Below are 14,520 nucleotides of genomic sequence, written 5' to 3' on the forward strand. Positions count from 1 at the left end.
GAAAATTAACTTAAGTTAGAAACCGCTTATAAATAGGCCATACACTGCCAGTGCTGCTCTACATGTCAGCAGCCAAGAACTGCTCAAGGCTCCAGGTTGGGGCAATCCAGCTTTGAGCTTTGAAATGGGTTGGGTATCAAACTTTCAATTCTAGAGAATGAGGGGCTCTGTTGGGCGCCGCAAGGCGGCCCTTGTTGGGGAAGGGTGGGTATAAGTATGGGTTCCACAGTAGGACTGCATAATCACGTTTCGACAAGTCAATCAGGAGTTCCGTCCAGCGGAACTGAAAATGTCCACGAACAAGCAGGCAAGCAATACCTCCTCATGCTGGATGGAAGGGCCTTAGACCGCGAGTGTCTCGCATCGGCCCTTGAGGATCATGAACTGGGCATGGCGGTCGTCGCCATGGGTTCGATCGAAGAATGGCGCCTGAGGAAGGGTTCGGCCCCTCCCCTTGCAGCCATACTCTTCAACCTTGGTGGCCGGAAGGTCACCGATCATGGCATCGCAGACGAGATCAGGCATATTTCGTCCGAGTTCAAGGCAGCCCCTGTGGTCATCCTGGCCGACACGGAAGACCTTGCACAGATACTGACGGCTCTCGAATGCGGCGCACGCGGCTACATTCCGACTTCGGTCGGGATCGATGTGTGTGTCGAGGCGATCAACCTGGCGGCAGCGGGAGGCATCTTCGTTCCGGCGAGCAGTGTCCTTTCCATGCGGCACCTGATAAATTCAGGCAGTTGCGACACACGGCCTTTGACGGGCATGTTCACGCTCAGGCAGGCTGAGGTCGCCCAGGCGCTGCGGCGTGGCAAGGCGAACAAGATCATCGCCTACGAACTGAACCTGCGCGAAAGCACCGTGAAGGTCCACATCCGAAACATCATGAAGAAGCTGAAGGCGACCAACCGGACGGAAGTCGCCTACAAGGTCAACGATCTCTTCGCAGAGGGAGCTCTTGCCGAAGAGTAATCGCAAACAATAAGACGGCCCGCCCTGGGTGAATCCTGGCGGGTCGTATTTGTATCGTACTACAGACTCATTCAGTGAAGGTCGATGGATCTCCGTTGCCGCGAATGGCACCGGAAGCCGCCCGAGATAGATGACCCCGCTCCGATGCGGTTCGTTGCGCCGAACTCCTGACAGTGTGCTGCAGGTGGATATTTTCGGAGTGCTCCGAAACGCCCGGATTCGTCGCGATGATCTGGTCCTGTAGTTCCCTGAAAAGCTGTTCCATTGCGCGGTATCAAAGTCGGTGCCCGCCTGGGTATCCACCATAAGTGCTAACCGATGACCTTATGGAGAACGCGAAATCCTGAGCCGAGCATGTAGACTTGCTGCCGGAATGGAGTGGTTGGCATGTCTAAGCAAAGCCTTCGTTTTCGCAAATCCGTCCGCCTGCAGGAACGCGGTCGTGAACTGATCCCGGGCGGTAGCCACACCTACGCGAAAGGCGAGGACCAGTATCCCGTCCTGGCGCCCGGCTTCATCGAGCGTGGTTTGGGATGCCATGTCTGGGACGTCGACGGGAACGAGTACATCGAATACGGCATGGGCAACCGCTCCGTCGGGCTGGGGCACGCCTACCCGACCGTGGTCAGAGCGGTGGAGACGGCCCTCCAAGGTGGGTCCAATTTCACGAGGCCAGCCAGGATCGAGGTCGACTGCGCCGAGACGTTCCTGGAGCTCATCGGCGCGCAGATGGTGAAGTTCTGCAAGGACGGATCGGATGCGACTTCGGGGGCCGTTCGCCTTGCCCGCGCCTACACGGGTCGCGATCTCGTTGCCTGCTGCGCCGACCATCCTTTCTTTTCGACAGACGATTGGTTCATCGGGACCACACCGATGAATGCCGGAATTCCGGAGGCGGTCCGAAAGCTCACCGTCACTTTCCGGTACAACGACATCGCCAGCGTAAAGGATTTGTTCGACAGGCACCCCGGCAAGCTGGCAGCCCTGATCCTCGAGCCTTCCCGCGGCGACGATCCGGTGGACGGGTTCCTGCATGAAGTCCAGCGTCTCTGCAGGGAAAAGGGCGCACTGCTCATTCTCGACGAGATGATCACCGGGTTCAGATGGCATGCGGCCGGGGCGCAGAAGCTCTATGGCATAGAACCGGACTTGTCGACATTCGGCAAGGCGCTCGGTAACGGGTTTTCGGTCTCGGCCCTCGCGGGCAAACGCGAATACATGCGGCTCGGCGGCCTCGAGCATACGGACCGCCCAAGGGTGTTTCTGCTGTCGACCACGCACGGCGCGGAGACCCATGCGCTTGCGGCGGCGATCGCGACCATGCGGACTTACCAGAACGAGTCCGTGATCGAACACCTGCACCGTCAAGGGACGAAACTGAGGAAGGGGATCGCAGAGGCTGCCAGACGGCATGGGGTGGATGGGCACTTCAAGGTTGTCGGCCGTTCCTGCTGTCTGGCATATGCCACGCTCGACCCCAACGGCAAGGCGTCGCAGGCATACCGCTCGCTGTTCCTGCAGGAGACGATCAGGCGTGGAGTGCTTATACCGTCTCTCGTCGTCAGCTACACCCACGACGACGCGGCCGTCATGAAGACGATAGAGGCCGTCGACGGTGCACTGGCGGTGTATGCGCAGGCCCTGGAATCGGGAACGAGCCGTTTCTTGGTAGGCCGCCCCACGCAGGTTGTCTTCCGCCGTTTTAACAATGGTGATGGCCGAGCTGAAATAATGACGACTCCAGAGAACCCTCAAGCTGCGAATATTGCGACCATGGGGCAATCTGAAACCCAGCTCGCGGCGACTTCTTGACGCCACGAAAGCGTTGCTTTCTCGGTCTCATGGACCCAAGAAGGACCGTATACGGCAATCCCGCATTGTTTCCGCATGAGGCCATGGGACAGGATCTCACTTCGGTTGCGGAAACAGCAAGGTGCAGGCTGTCAAGGCCCCTCAGGCGAGGGAGATACAGGACGCGAGCCGAAAGGCATCGCTGGCTTGCACAGGCGCCTTGCTGCCGCGGAATCCGCTGATCAATCTGCAGTGGCAACAGGCTCGGGGAAAGTGTGGTTGCCCACCCATCTTACGGCTTCTTCGATCGTATCGAAGTTCTTGTGCAGCCCGCTCAGCAGCCCGAAGCCTGTCTCGAGGAACCATTTGCCTTTCGTGCAGTAGGCTTCCTCGTCGATCTGGGTAAGGACGGCGACCAGTTGGTCGGATTTCCACACAAGAACCCCGGATTCTCCGCCCTCGACCGTTCCGATCCGAGCTTCGCTGAAAGAATATCCAGGCGCAATGTTTCATTGCCCATTTTGACAAAAAATCCCTTCAACTTCAAAATGGATGGCAGAAAAGGCAGAAAGGAAAACCTTAGGATTGATGGCCCGCTCTGTCGGTGTTTTCACCCCGCGACAGCGAATTTAGTAACAGATCGCCGGGTCAGTTCACCCCCCCTTTCACCCGATTCATTCGGTCATCCACCGCTCGTTTCTTCGCCAGAAAATGTGTGCAAACCGCTACAGAATCTTGGCCTTTCGAAGCGTGAACGCCTCGGCAAAATGCTCGGGCGCCCGGCATTCCATCCCGCGCAACCGCGCAAGCCCGGCGAATGTCTCGCGGTCGAACCAGTCCTTTGAGCGCTGCGTCCCGAAGTGCTCGTGAAGGAGTTCGATCTTGCGTTCCAGCACCTCGGCCGTAAGCGGCACGTAGGTATTGGGTTGGCAGAGATCGCCGTCCCATTTCGGAATCTCGTATTCGAGCACAAGATGATCGCGGAAGACGTTCCAGGTCAGTTGGTTGACCTCCCGGTGGTCTTGATGGGCATCGAACCTGGCGTGGGTTAGCACCACATCGGGATGAACCCGCGATCTTAAATCCATCAGCCACTTCTTTATAGATCGGCTATGAGCCGGAAAGTAGCTGTCTTCGAAATCCGCAACGTCGACCGTGGACGAGCGCGATCCTTCGAGGAAGGCCTCGGCCGAAGCCCTGGCCTCGGCCGACCGCTGGCCGCCGGCGCTCAGTACGCACCAGTCGACATGCAGTTTGACCCCCGACGCAATCAGTCCGAGTATCGTACCTCCCGCACCGATCTCTATGTCGTCGGAATGGGCACCAAGGCAGAGGATCGAGAGTTCCTCGCCGCGACGTGCGAGGCCAAGTCCCCTCATGATGCAGCCATTACCATGCTGCGCCTGATTTTCTCTGCGGTGACCCTTCTATTCCAGGGCATGTCACCCTTTTCGACCATGTCTTCGAGCGATTGCCAATCACGCAGCGTGTCCATCGAACGCCAGAACCCCTCGTGCTTGTACGCCATCAGCATGTTGTCATCGATCAATCGCTTGAAAGGTTCGACAACGAGTTCCTCGCCGTCACGCATGTAGTCGAAGATTTCGGGACGGAACACGAAGTACCCGCCGTTGATCCAGATCTCGGACGTCTCCGTCGTGCGGAACTCGCGCACGCGACCATCTTCGGCGATGTCGGCCAAATGGTATGTCAGCGGCGCGCGCACGGCGAGGAAGCAGCCGATCTTGTCGCTGGCCTCGAACTTCGCGATCACATCGTCGAGGTCGACGTTGGTCAGGCCATCGGAGTAGTTGGCCAGAAACATCTTCTCGTTCCTGACGTGGTCCTTCGCAGCCCAGAGGCGTTCTCCGATGTTGCGCCAGATGCCCGTATCGAGCAGGGTGATGCTCCAGTCCTTGACCGTGTCGCCGAGCAGCTTCACGTCCTGGCCTCCTTGCGTGACGACGCAATCGGAAAAGGTCTGCGGCCGGGTGTTCAGGAAGAAATCCTTGATGACGTTGGCCTTGTAGCCCAGACACAAGACGAATTCGTCGTGCCCGTAGTCGCTGTACCACTGCATGACGTGGCGCAGGATCGGCTGGTGGCCGAGCGGAATCATCGGCTTCGGTATGCTGTCGGAATAGTCGCGGATGCGGGTCCCGCGACCGCCGCAGAAAAGGACGACTTTCATCTCCGTAACTCCGATGGATCGATCACTGTCACGAAAGGAATTGGCACCACGAATTTCGCACCCCAGGCGGCGACATGGTGCATCTGCTGGATGATCTCGTCCTTCAGGTTCCATGGAAGGACCAGGATGTAGTCTGGCTTGGCCTGCTCGATCGCCTCGATGGACTTGATCGGGATGTGCATGCCCGGCGTGAAGCGGCCGTGCTTGTAGGGATTGCGGTCGACCGTGAAGTCGAGGAAGTCGGTGCCGATGGCGCAGTAATTGAGCAGCGTGTTGCCCTTGCCAGGCGCGCCGTAACCGCAAATCGTCTTGCCCTCGTCTTTGGCCGAAATCAGGAACGCGAGGAGATCGCGCTTCGCGCGCTGCGCCTTGTAGCCGAAAGAGGTGTAGGTCGTCATTTCCGTAAGCCCATGCCGCTTTTCGCGGTCGAGGAGTTCGGCGATACTGTCATCCGTAGCCCAGCTGCTGCCCTCGTTGGCGAGATAGACACGCAGCGAGCCGCCATGGGTGGGCAGTTCCTCGACGTCGATCAACCGCAGCCCGTGGCGGGCCGCCATCAGGTCGATCGTCAGCAGCGAGAAATATGAAAAATGCTCGTGGTAGATGGTGTCGAACTGGTTCTCCGTCATCAGCCGCTCGACATGCGGGAACTCAAGAGTGACCACGCCCTCCGGCTTGAGCAGGATTTTTATTCCCGCGACGAAGTCGTTGAGGTCGGGCACCTGCGCCAGGACGTTGTTGCCAATGATGAGATCGGCGCGGAGTCCTTCGGCCACCATTTGAAGTGCCAGCCGCACCCCGAAGAAGTCGACCCGGGTTGGCACGCCCTTCTCGACCGCAGCGCGCGCAACGTTGGCCGCCGGCTCGACGCCAAGCACGGGAACGCCGAGCGGCAGGAAGTGCTGCAGCAGGTAACCGTCATTGCTTGCGAGTTCTACCGCGAAGCTGTCGGCGCCAAGCCCAAGTCGCTCCGTGATCGCCCCGCAATAGGCTTTCGCGTGGGCCACCCAACTTGTCGAGAAGGAAGAGAAGTAGGCGTATTCGCTGAAGATGGTCTCGGGGCTCACATACTCCTTGAGCTGAACCAGGTAGCAGCGGTCACAGACCAGGACATTGAGCGGATAATAGAGTTCCATCTGGTCAAGCTGCTCGGCCCGCAGGAAGCTCTCGCAAGGAGGCGACATGCCAAGGTCGACCAGAGTGTGGCGCAGGCGCGACCCGCACAGCCTGCAGCTGACATTCCGGCGTGCCGTGTTCTGGTCGCGAACGATTTCGACAGCCTGAATATTCATTCCGTACTCCTGTCGCGCTGGTTTGGAAAAACGGAGACGCGGTGGCCTGACGATGAACCTGTGCCCGCCGCGCTCCGTAGGGAGTTCTTCCTTTTCAACGCAGGTTAGGACGGGACGCCCCCCGAGTTCGATTTGCCAATCCGTCGGGTGCCTTAATCCTTATAGGGAAACGGCGGGGGCAATGACTCAGCAAAGACCTCCGAACGGGGTACTGCGGTCGGCCTAGCTTACCGCGATCGGAGAGGCCACTTAAGGCTTAGGTAGCTCTTCCAGCCCGGGCGCGCGGTGCCGACAATCGGACCGCCGGTCCTTAGCCCGGCTGCTGGGGATTTAGGGAGACATGCAGTTTACCGAAACGGAGCTGAAGGGTGTCTGGCTGATCGAGCCGACACCGGTGGTTGACGATCGCGGTTCCTTCACCCGCCTATTCTGTGAAAAGGAGATGGCCGATTGCGGGCTGGCGACGCGCTTTGTCCAGCACAGCCGCGCGCATTCGGTCAAAAAGGGAACACTGCGGGGGTTGCATTTCCAGGACGACCCGTACGCCGAGGTGAAGCTCGTCTCCTGTGTCCGCGGCGCGATTTTCGATGTCGTGGTGGATCTGCGCCCGAACTCGCCGACACGCCACCGCTGGCTGGGCTTCGAACTGACGCCCGAGAACATGAGGCAGGTCTACATCCCTGCCGGGTTCGCCCACGGGCTCCAGACCCTTACGGACGATGCCGAGGTCTCGTATCTCATATCGCAGTTCTATACGCCCCATGCGTCGACGGGCGCCCGCTACAACGACCCTGCCTTTTCGATAGCCTGGCCTTTGATGCCGACGGCGATGTCGGAAAGGGACAGGACGTGGCCGTTGCTCATGCAGCGAACGGCCGCTGGAGCCTTATGAAGCCGCGGCCAGGAGACCGTGATCCGACAGCAATCTCGCGGCGGCAGCCAGTTCCCTGAATGGCAGACCCGAGCGCTCTGCCATCGAGAGCAGCGAATGCTGGCCGTCGGCGAGATTGAGCACCCAAAGCAGGGACATCGAGGTTGCTCCCGAAGACGCCTGCCCGCCCAGGGCGGGGTAGAGGCCGCGCCTGCCGAGTTGTGGTTCGCCCTTGGGACAGAGGCTCAAAGGCGTCCAGTCGTCTTCGACGATGTCGATCACGTCCGTCAGGATGCGGAAGGAATCCTCCAGGTACTCAGGCTTGATGAAGTCGAGATTGTCAGCCGACGTGTGGTATTCGGGGAAGGTGCCGTGGACGCTCCGCTGGAACATGCCGACCGGAAGATTGAAGCCCGGCGAACAATATTGCCTCTCGTCATAGCCGAAAGGGGAGAAATCCATCAACTTTGCCCCGGCTTCACGCCTCAGCACGTGAGCCATGGCGCGATCGATGAAGGCTTCGCCACGGCGGCTGCGCTTGTATGCAGGGCTTCCCGCGTCCCCCACGCATGACAGCACCAGACCGTGGTCGATGAGATGTGTCCGATCCTCGTTGCGAGTCAGCCACGTGATCGAACCGATCGTGCCCGGAGCGAACAGGAAGCGGTAGCTGTATCGTGTTTTTCTTGCCTTCAGGCTTTTGGCAAGGGTTGCCAGCAGGGCCAGGCCTGAACAGTTGTCGTTGGCCAGTGACGGATGGCAGATGTGCGCCGAAAGAAGGAATTCCCGCTCGGTCCGGCCGCAGTGCAGGTATTCGCCGTAAGTGAGGCTGCCGTCCTTGAGCTCGGCATCGATCTCCACCCGATAGAGACCGTCAGGCATTTTGGCCACACGGTCGTAGGCCATGCAGAAGCCCCATGTCGGGGCATAGTAGCAGGTGCGGTAGGGGATCACTTGCGGCTGTTCAGGCAAGGTGTGGATATGCGCCTTCAACTCGTTGAGCGGCAGGATCCCCGTGAAGGGTACGCTGTAGTTGACGATGTGCAGGTTGGAGTCGGCAAAATCCACGACCGTTTGCCCGTCCGGGCCTGTGATGCTGGCCGAGCGGATGTTCCATTCCCTGGGAACAGTCCAGTCGAGCACCTGCGTGCCGGTGGGCACCTCATGCCGCTCCAGGTCAATGTGCCCCGACAGGATATCCAGCGTTCGTCGCACGCCGTCTCCGGTGATGCTCCTGCAGATCGGAAAGAGACGTTCGGCCAAGGCATAGATTTCTTGGCCGACGCTGATGGACGCCGGCGGCGAGCCGAGTCCGCCGGGGTTCACGTGTTCCATACCGGTTATCCCGCCGCTGCCTCCAGTGTTCTCGAGGCTTCGGCGACCCGCATCCGCTGGTCTAGAAGTCCGTTGGCCAAAAGATACCTGATGTGGCCGATGCGCTGGAAGCGTGGCCCCTCGAATTCCTCGAGAGTGACATTCGACTTGCCGTAGGCTTGGTAAAGCTGCTCGGCGCCCCTGCGCGCATCCCATTGCGGCTTGAAGGCAGGAAGGGAGCGCGCGATCTTGTCGAAGCTGACGCGATAGGACCGCTTGTCGGGCCCGGCATCGGACGCGAATTCAAGCCGGCAGCCCGGCACGACCTCGGCGACAATCTCGGCGATGTCGCGGATCCTGTAGTTGTGATCCGTCCGTCCCACATTGAAGGCTTCGTTGTGGATGATCTCGCGCGGCGCTTCCAGTCCGGCGATGAACGCCCTGGAAATGTCCTCGATGTGGACGATCGGCCGCCACGGTGTCCCATCCGACTTCAGGAGGATCACACCTTTTGTAACGGCCCAGGCAACCAGATTGTTCAGCACGATGTCGAAGCGGAGCCGGGGCGACAGGCCATAGGCCGTGGCGGGCCGGAAATAGGTGGGAGAGAAGCTGCTGTCGGCCAGTTCGGAAATGTCCCGCTCCGAAAGCACCTTGGACCAGCCGTAGGGCGTGACCGGGTTCAACTCGCCCGTTTCGTCGACCATCCCCTCGCCCGCCTGTCCGTAATTGCTGCACGACGAGGCGAAGAGGAAGCGCGACACGCCGGCCTCCTTGGCCGCCTTCGCGAAACGGACGCTGCCCTTGTGGTTAATCTCGTAGGTGATGTCCGGATCGAGATCGGACAGCGGGTCGTTGGAAAGGGCCGCTAGGTGGATGACGGCATCGAACCCTTCGAGGTCGCGCGCATGCACGTCCCTGACGTCCTTTTGGATGGACGGAACGGAAGCCCGCTCTCCGCCCGAGGCAAAGGTGCAGCGCCGGTAGAGATCGCTGTCGTAACCCGTCACCGAATGCCCTGCGCGCAGCAGCATCGGCACCATCACCGAGCCGATATAGCCTTGATGGCCGGTTACCATGACTTTCATCGCACACCTTTTCCCCAGCGGATATGATCGCGCAGAGGCTACTTGGGCTGAAAACAGTGAGGGAGAACGCCAATAGGCGATCAGGGTGCCCCGTTGGACGAAGCCTTGCCGCCCGCTACCGCTTTCGGGTGGTCCGCGCCTAATCCTTTCGGAGGACTTTCTTCAGAGAACCGTCGAGAGCAGGAATTCGTCCTGAGCCTCTGTGCGCGCGGTGCGCTTCACCCAGCAATGAATCGACCGTCCCGCCGTCGAATTCCAGGGTTCCCACGTCGGCAATTCGCTGCTGGGCCAGAGCGTGCTCGTACACCGCGATCTCCTTGCGCCGCCTCACCTTGTTGACGAGATAGGAGATGCCGTGGTCGTAAACCCATCCGGGGCCGGGGAGGCCTGTTTCTCTGCTGATCGCGCGCAGCAACGCGTGTTCCCTTGGATCGCAAGTGCGGGCGCGCACGGGAAGGAATTTTCTAGGCCCGGTGTAGTGCCTAACCGTGGCCGTCCGCCAAGCGTGCGTGTGGAGGGCGCACTTCTGCACGTTGAGCGATATGGGCAGCAGAAGGGTGTCGGAATCGAAAGTCATGTTGAAGACGCATTGGTCGTGCGTCGGGCACGCACTCATGTACGGGCAGTGATCGAGGTGTTGTTCGAGGTTTTCTGAAAATCGCCTTTCGGCTTCCGTCTCCCGCCACTTGCGGGAGTTGATCAGCATCAGGCCGGAATTGAAGTAGCGGGGGGACAGGCCGTATACGTTGCACCGATCGAAAATCAGGGGGTCGTCGATGCCCGTGCCGATCGAAAGGTCGAGGCAGGCAGCGGCGATCTCATTGAACCCGGCAACCTGTTCGCAATGAACGTCGCCGAACGCGAGCATGTCTCCGTCCAGATAGAGCACATAGTCGTAGGCTTCAGATAGCTCCCCGATCGCACGCTCCTTGAGAAGGGCCGTTTCGGTGATGTGCCGATGCTTGCCCGGCCGTTCCCTGATCTCGAAGGCAGGTCGCGCAAAGGGGGCGTCTATCACGTGGATCGTGTGGTTGCGCGACGCCAGGAAATCCTTGAAACGGGCGGGCACGTCTTTGCGGTAGCCGACCTGGAAGAAGTGAAAATCCAGCGGGCGGCTGTGGCTGCGGGCAAAGGAGGCCAGGGAATAGAGGGTTATGTCATGATAGTTCGAATCGCAAAGGTAGGCGGCAGCAATCCTTGTCCGGGACGGCCCTGGCGAAGCAGCGTTCGCATGGATCAACATGGAGCTGGCTTCTTTTCATTGTCCGTCCATTGATCGTCCGTCCATTGATCGCATTTCGCCCGGGCAGGCAAAAGCTGGCAGAAGGAAGTAAGCGCACGAGATCGGACGTAACTCGTTTGGGGGTTCGGTCATCCGAAAATGGCGGGTTCCGGCTACCCCTGATTCAAGGCACACCAAGATCGTCCCGTCGGGCACCGGTCACTACGCGAATGCCTAAGATCGACATAGCCATCCCCTGCTACAATCACGGGCGATTCCTCCGGCAATGCGTTGCCAATGTGCTCGGCCAGGGAGCGGAGATGCGCGTCCTCATCATCGACAACGCGTCAACGGACGGAAGCGAAGAGACCGCGCGCCGCATCGCAACTGAGGATAGCCGTGTCGAGTTGCTCCTGCGGGAACGGAACATGGGTTCCCACGCTTCATTCAATTCAGGGATCGATTGGGCGGAAAGTGAGTATTTCATGATCCTTTGTGCCGACGATCTCCTCGCTCCGGGCTGCCTTGGGCGGGCTCTGTCGGTGTTGGAAGCCAAAACCTGCGTGGCTCTTGCCTACGGGGGCCAGTTCATCTGGGAGGAACCGAGTCCGTGTCTGTCCCAGCGGCTGTTGGCGGCGCAATCCACACTAGCCTTGTCACTGGACAACAACTTGCAGAGACATTGTCGATGCCGCACAAGCCAATCGGAACCGGTTCGTTTGTCGTCAGAACGTCAGTCCAGAAGCAAGTCTGCGGCGTTCATTGGCTTTGCTCCACAGGGTCTTGAGGCGTGAGTTCCAGAATCCAGTCCGGGTATCCCCGGCTGTTGAGCTCTGGCGGCTTGAAGGCTGTGCGCTCCGCCTTGAAAGGGGAACCTTCAACATCCGTTAATTCCCCGCTTGTGGGATCGCGCCAGCGGGCGTGGACGGAAGTCGCCGAAAGCTGCGCGAGGTCGACGGTGACGCCATCGTTGCCGGGCATGTAGACGACGGCGTAGGAGCCGTCCTTGGCCATCGCGGCGACCGCCCTCCCCATCTCCTTGCCCATGCCATCGACAAGCAATCTGTTCTTGCTGTCGGGCTCGAGCAGCCACCATTTTATCGACGATATGAAGGCTATAAGCACCTCCATGCTCTTTGCGCCGGGACTGTTGAGGGCCTCCTTCCACTGCATAGTCTGCCGCTGGACACCGGGCCCCCCGAAATGCCATATCGGGTTGTTGCCATAGAGATGCCCGAAAGCGCCCGAGAGGATCGCCTGGCACGCCTGAATGCGGACCCGGTACTCGTCGGCACCATGTTCGAATTCGTAGACGCTCTCGATCAGGAAGAAGGGCATGCCCCTGCCGATATCGTGCTCCCTGAGCGCGCTCGCATAGACGGGGCCGTGTGTGTAGACGTTGTTCACCTTCAGCCAGGGTTCGTGACCCCAGAATTCGAGCGGTGCCGTTTCGGGAGCGCCGTGGACGGTGCCAAGAGCATCGGGATCCTCTTCCAGAATACCCTTGGCGACGGCCCTAACCAGATCCTTATCCGCAGGATTGTAATCGCCGCCGTTGACCCAGATGATGTTGTCGAAGCGCCGGTAGCGGCGTCCAACAAAGCGACCATAGGCGTCGAGCCTTTCTGCTCCTGCTGCCGCCATTTCCTGATACCAACCTTCATCGCCACCGCCATATCCGAGATATGCCGGGGCGAGCAGCACAAGGAAACCAAGCTCGCAAGCCTTCTGCAGGATGCGGTCGGCATGGGCAAAATACGCCTCGTTCGGAACGACGAAATCTCCGTTGTCGGCGAATGGCCTCTCGCCATAAGCGTTTGCCGGCGCGTTTCGGGAGAACCGGTGCTCGAGAAGGTTGACCAGGACGGTGTTGAACCCGCGAGCCTTGCGGTCCTCCAGGTAGAGGTCTGCTTCCTCGTCCTTCAGGTCGGCGATCAGTGACCAGGCCGAGTCGCCGTGCATGAAGAACGGATGGCCCTCGCTGTCGACAGGATAATTCTTTCCGGATTCGATCCGCAGCGGGAACTTTGTCCCGCCGTTGCGCTCGCAGGCCAGGGTTCCCGTCGACATGGCCGCCAAAAGGGCGCCGGCCATGAAAACAGACGCGAGGCTCACTGCTGCCAGCGTTCCTGCTCAGCCGGGGGCCGGCACCGCGGAAACTTCGCGGGTGGCAGCGTGCCCGGATCTGAACTCCGATGAATCGACGATGCCGAAGGCCACGTCCTCGCGGGTCATGGTTCCCGCGCGCAGCTGCCGGGCATAGGTTTCAATCCCGTAATCGTCCGCGGGACGGTCAAGAAGCAGCAAATAAAGGAAACTGATATAGCTGCGGTCCGTCAGGCCGATCGTGGCATATCTGGTTTCGAAATCGTCGGTGCGCATCATTTCCATGATCGTGCCGGCGAGTTTGCTGTCTCCGCTTTCAAGCGCCGCCGACCAATGATCGACGCTGGACGTGTCGCCCTCGTGGCCAAGCACGAGGCAGTAGGCGAAGCTTGCCTGCCGCACATATATGGACTTGTCTGCGGCGGTGGTCTCGGGGTCGCAGTCCCGATGCGGCTTGGGCAGCGGCTGCGGTCCGCGGGTGAAGTCACGCACCGTCTTGTAGGCAGGCTTCGGCTCGCCGATCCTCCATTTGCCATCAGATGCTGCGGCGAGCCTCACCAATCCCATATTGGCTTCGAAGCCGGGAGCCCAGTAGGTCTCGTCGATCAGTTCGTAGATGTGCGCAGCCTCGACCTTGTACTTCTGGGTGAGTTCGCGAAGTCGCGTCATTGTCTGCTTGATGCCGTCGGCCTGCTGCCGCTCGCTGCGTTGACTTCCATAAGGATTGTTGAATTCGGTGACCCAGATCGGCTTGCCGTAGCCCGCGATTTCGCGGAAAGCCCATTCCGGGTCGTCGCCGTACATGTGCCACACAGAGATGTCCCAGGCGATCCCGTCCCGCTTCATCCGCGCGAACGCTCCGGTGTGGCCCCATCCGGCGGTGCCGATCGCCTTCCTGATGCCCGGATCGACCTCGGTCATGCCGTCGGACAGGCCCTTGAGGACGGCGCTCACCTTCACCCAGCGCGGACCGTAGTAGTCGAGTGCTCCCGTTCCTCCTGCCGGCCCCCATCCACATGGATATTGCGAGCCGTCGTCGCGTTTCTCGCATGGCTTGATGATGGCGTAGTTCTCCATCTCGTTGCCGAGTTCCCAAACGCGGATGTCGTTCTTGAACCTGGTGCCGAGGGTGACCGCCAGTTTCCGGGTCTTCTCGTAGAGCTCTTCCGGACTATCCTTGTCCAGATCGATGGCCGCAGGCGTGATGACGGGCAGGATCTCGATTCCTCGCGCCTTCCCGGCGTCGACGAGGTTGGCAAGCGTTTCTGCGTTGTCCTCGCTTGTAACGTTGACCCGGTACGATTTCAGGCCGAGATCCCTAATGAAATCGAGCTGCCTTTCGAGCGGGCTGCCCGGATAGGCAGTTATTGGATGGCCGTTGACGCCCCAGAGCAGATCGGCGGCGGAAGTAGGCACGACTGTCGCCAGCAGGCAGGCCGCGATGGTTGCGAAACGAAAGGACATGGACGAGCCTCCCTGTCGGGTTTCAGATTCAGGCTGGATAGTCGGGACTGCGGCCGCTGGAAGCAATCTGCCCATACGGGTGAACGGAGTGCTCGCGCTACCCCTTTCGGCGGTCGCGCTACCACCATTGGGAAGCACACCTCTGGTCCGCGTCTACCCTGGCAGGCCCGGAGCACGCACCATTGTGCAGCCGAGGGACGAAAGCC

Annotated in this window: 13 protein-coding genes; 4 read left to right on the forward strand and 9 right to left on the reverse strand. The window is 60.1% G+C overall.

Features of this window, described 5'->3' with window-relative positions:
- The first annotated feature begins 324 nt into the window (after positions 1-324).
- Together P3C39_RS31655 and P3C39_RS31660 are read left to right on the forward strand one after the other, a co-directional pair.
- Positions 325-975 carry a response regulator transcription factor gene (locus P3C39_RS31655; protein ID WP_275954992.1) on the forward strand — a complete coding sequence of 217 codons (651 nt, stop codon included), beginning with the start codon at positions 325-327 and terminating at the stop codon, positions 973-975.
- 387 nt (positions 976-1,362) lie between these two features.
- Positions 1,363-2,787, forward strand: coding sequence for a glutamate-1-semialdehyde 2,1-aminomutase (locus P3C39_RS31660; protein ID WP_275954980.1), 1,425 nt, complete (start codon positions 1,363-1,365; stop codon positions 2,785-2,787).
- Positions 2,788-3,008: 221 nt separating this feature from the next.
- Here the strand turns inward: P3C39_RS31660 and P3C39_RS31665 are convergent, their stop codons facing one another.
- The 4 genes from P3C39_RS31665 to P3C39_RS31680 all read right to left on the reverse strand — a co-directional run bounded on the left by P3C39_RS31665 (position 3,009) and on the right by P3C39_RS31680 (position 6,249).
- Positions 3,009-3,203, reverse strand: a complete 195-nt coding sequence (locus tag P3C39_RS31665; protein ID WP_275954979.1) for a hypothetical protein — start codon at positions 3,201-3,203, stop codon at positions 3,009-3,011.
- A 288-nt stretch (positions 3,204-3,491) separates the two neighbouring features.
- Positions 3,492-4,145: a PIG-L deacetylase family protein gene (locus P3C39_RS31670; protein ID WP_275954978.1), complete on the reverse strand. Its 654-nt coding sequence runs from the start codon at positions 4,143-4,145 to the stop codon at positions 3,492-3,494.
- A complete protein-coding gene (locus P3C39_RS31675; RefSeq protein WP_275954977.1) occupies positions 4,142-4,957 on the reverse strand; it encodes a sugar phosphate nucleotidyltransferase in 816 nt (271 codons plus the stop codon). Before P3C39_RS31675 ends, P3C39_RS31670 begins: the two co-directional genes overlap by 4 nt.
- Positions 4,954-6,249, reverse strand: coding sequence for a class I SAM-dependent methyltransferase (locus P3C39_RS31680; RefSeq protein WP_275954976.1), 1,296 nt, complete (start codon positions 6,247-6,249; stop codon positions 4,954-4,956). The genes P3C39_RS31675 and P3C39_RS31680 overlap by 4 nt, the downstream gene beginning before the upstream one ends.
- A 340-nt stretch (positions 6,250-6,589) precedes the next feature.
- Between P3C39_RS31680 and rfbC the strand changes: the two genes are divergently transcribed.
- Positions 6,590-7,141 (forward strand): dTDP-4-dehydrorhamnose 3,5-epimerase, encoded by a 552-nt coding sequence (gene rfbC / locus P3C39_RS31685; protein WP_111547178.1) that lies wholly within the window; start codon positions 6,590-6,592, stop codon positions 7,139-7,141.
- Here the strand turns inward: rfbC and P3C39_RS31690 are convergent.
- From P3C39_RS31690 to P3C39_RS31700, 3 genes are all read right to left on the reverse strand, one after another.
- Positions 7,136-8,455: a DUF4910 domain-containing protein gene (locus P3C39_RS31690; protein WP_275954975.1), complete on the reverse strand. Its 1,320-nt coding sequence runs from the start codon at positions 8,453-8,455 to the stop codon at positions 7,136-7,138. The two genes, rfbC and P3C39_RS31690, sit on opposite strands and share 6 nt — an antisense overlap.
- A 5-nt stretch (positions 8,456-8,460) precedes the next feature.
- Complete coding sequence (locus P3C39_RS31695) at positions 8,461-9,522, reverse strand: NAD(P)-dependent oxidoreductase (protein WP_275954974.1); 1,062 nt, start codon at positions 9,520-9,522, stop codon at positions 8,461-8,463.
- Between the two features lie 139 nt (positions 9,523-9,661).
- Positions 9,662-10,765, reverse strand: coding sequence for a glycosyltransferase (locus P3C39_RS31700; protein ID WP_275954973.1), 1,104 nt, complete (start codon positions 10,763-10,765; stop codon positions 9,662-9,664).
- A gap of 209 nt (positions 10,766-10,974) precedes the next feature.
- Here P3C39_RS31700 and P3C39_RS31705 point away from each other — a divergent pair, with 209 nt between their 5' ends.
- Entirely contained in the window at positions 10,975-11,538 is a 564-nt protein-coding gene (locus P3C39_RS31705; RefSeq protein WP_275954972.1) for a glycosyltransferase family A protein, read from the forward strand.
- Here the strand turns inward: P3C39_RS31705 and P3C39_RS31710 are convergent.
- On the reverse strand, positions 11,504-12,838 hold the full coding sequence (locus tag P3C39_RS31710; protein WP_275954971.1) for a DUF4038 domain-containing protein: 1,335 nt from the start codon (positions 12,836-12,838) through the stop codon (positions 11,504-11,506). The two genes, P3C39_RS31705 and P3C39_RS31710, sit on opposite strands and share 35 nt — an antisense overlap.
- 39 nt (positions 12,839-12,877) lie before the next feature.
- Positions 12,878-14,314, reverse strand: coding sequence for a DUF4214 domain-containing protein (locus tag P3C39_RS31715; protein ID WP_275954970.1), 1,437 nt, complete (start codon positions 14,312-14,314; stop codon positions 12,878-12,880).
- Positions 14,315-14,520: the final 206 nt, after the last annotated feature.

The sequence above is a fragment of the Mesorhizobium sp. XAP4 genome (assembly GCF_029269325.1).
GTDB lineage: Bacteria > Pseudomonadota > Alphaproteobacteria > Rhizobiales > Rhizobiaceae > Mesorhizobium > Mesorhizobium ciceri.

What these genes read in the sequence shown, in the direction of transcription:
- P3C39_RS31655 (WP_275954992.1), top strand. Translation starts at nt 325, where the DNA reads ATGCTGGATGGAAGGGCCTTAGACCGCGAGTGTCTCGCATCGGCCCTT.
- P3C39_RS31660 (WP_275954980.1), top strand. Translation starts at nt 1,363, where the DNA reads ATGTCTAAGCAAAGCCTTCGTTTTCGCAAATCCGTCCGCCTGCAGGAA.
- P3C39_RS31670 (WP_275954978.1), bottom strand. Translation starts at nt 4,145, where the DNA reads ATGAGGGGACTTGGCCTCGCACGTCGCGGCGAGGAACTCTCGATCCTC.
- P3C39_RS31675 (WP_275954977.1), bottom strand. Translation starts at nt 4,957, where the DNA reads ATGAAAGTCGTCCTTTTCTGCGGCGGTCGCGGGACCCGCATCCGCGAC.
- P3C39_RS31680 (WP_275954976.1), bottom strand. Translation starts at nt 6,249, where the DNA reads ATGAATATTCAGGCTGTCGAAATCGTTCGCGACCAGAACACGGCACGC.
- rfbC (WP_111547178.1), top strand. Translation starts at nt 6,590, where the DNA reads ATGCAGTTTACCGAAACGGAGCTGAAGGGTGTCTGGCTGATCGAGCCG.
- P3C39_RS31690 (WP_275954975.1), bottom strand. Translation starts at nt 8,455, where the DNA reads ATGGAACACGTGAACCCCGGCGGACTCGGCTCGCCGCCGGCGTCCATC.
- P3C39_RS31695 (WP_275954974.1), bottom strand. Translation starts at nt 9,522, where the DNA reads ATGAAAGTCATGGTAACCGGCCATCAAGGCTATATCGGCTCGGTGATG.
- P3C39_RS31700 (WP_275954973.1), bottom strand. Translation starts at nt 10,765, where the DNA reads ATGTTGATCCATGCGAACGCTGCTTCGCCAGGGCCGTCCCGGACAAGG.
- P3C39_RS31705 (WP_275954972.1), top strand. Translation starts at nt 10,975, where the DNA reads ATGCCTAAGATCGACATAGCCATCCCCTGCTACAATCACGGGCGATTC.
- P3C39_RS31710 (WP_275954971.1), bottom strand. Translation starts at nt 12,838, where the DNA reads ATGGCCGGCGCCCTTTTGGCGGCCATGTCGACGGGAACCCTGGCCTGC.
- P3C39_RS31715 (WP_275954970.1), bottom strand. Translation starts at nt 14,314, where the DNA reads ATGTCCTTTCGTTTCGCAACCATCGCGGCCTGCCTGCTGGCGACAGTC.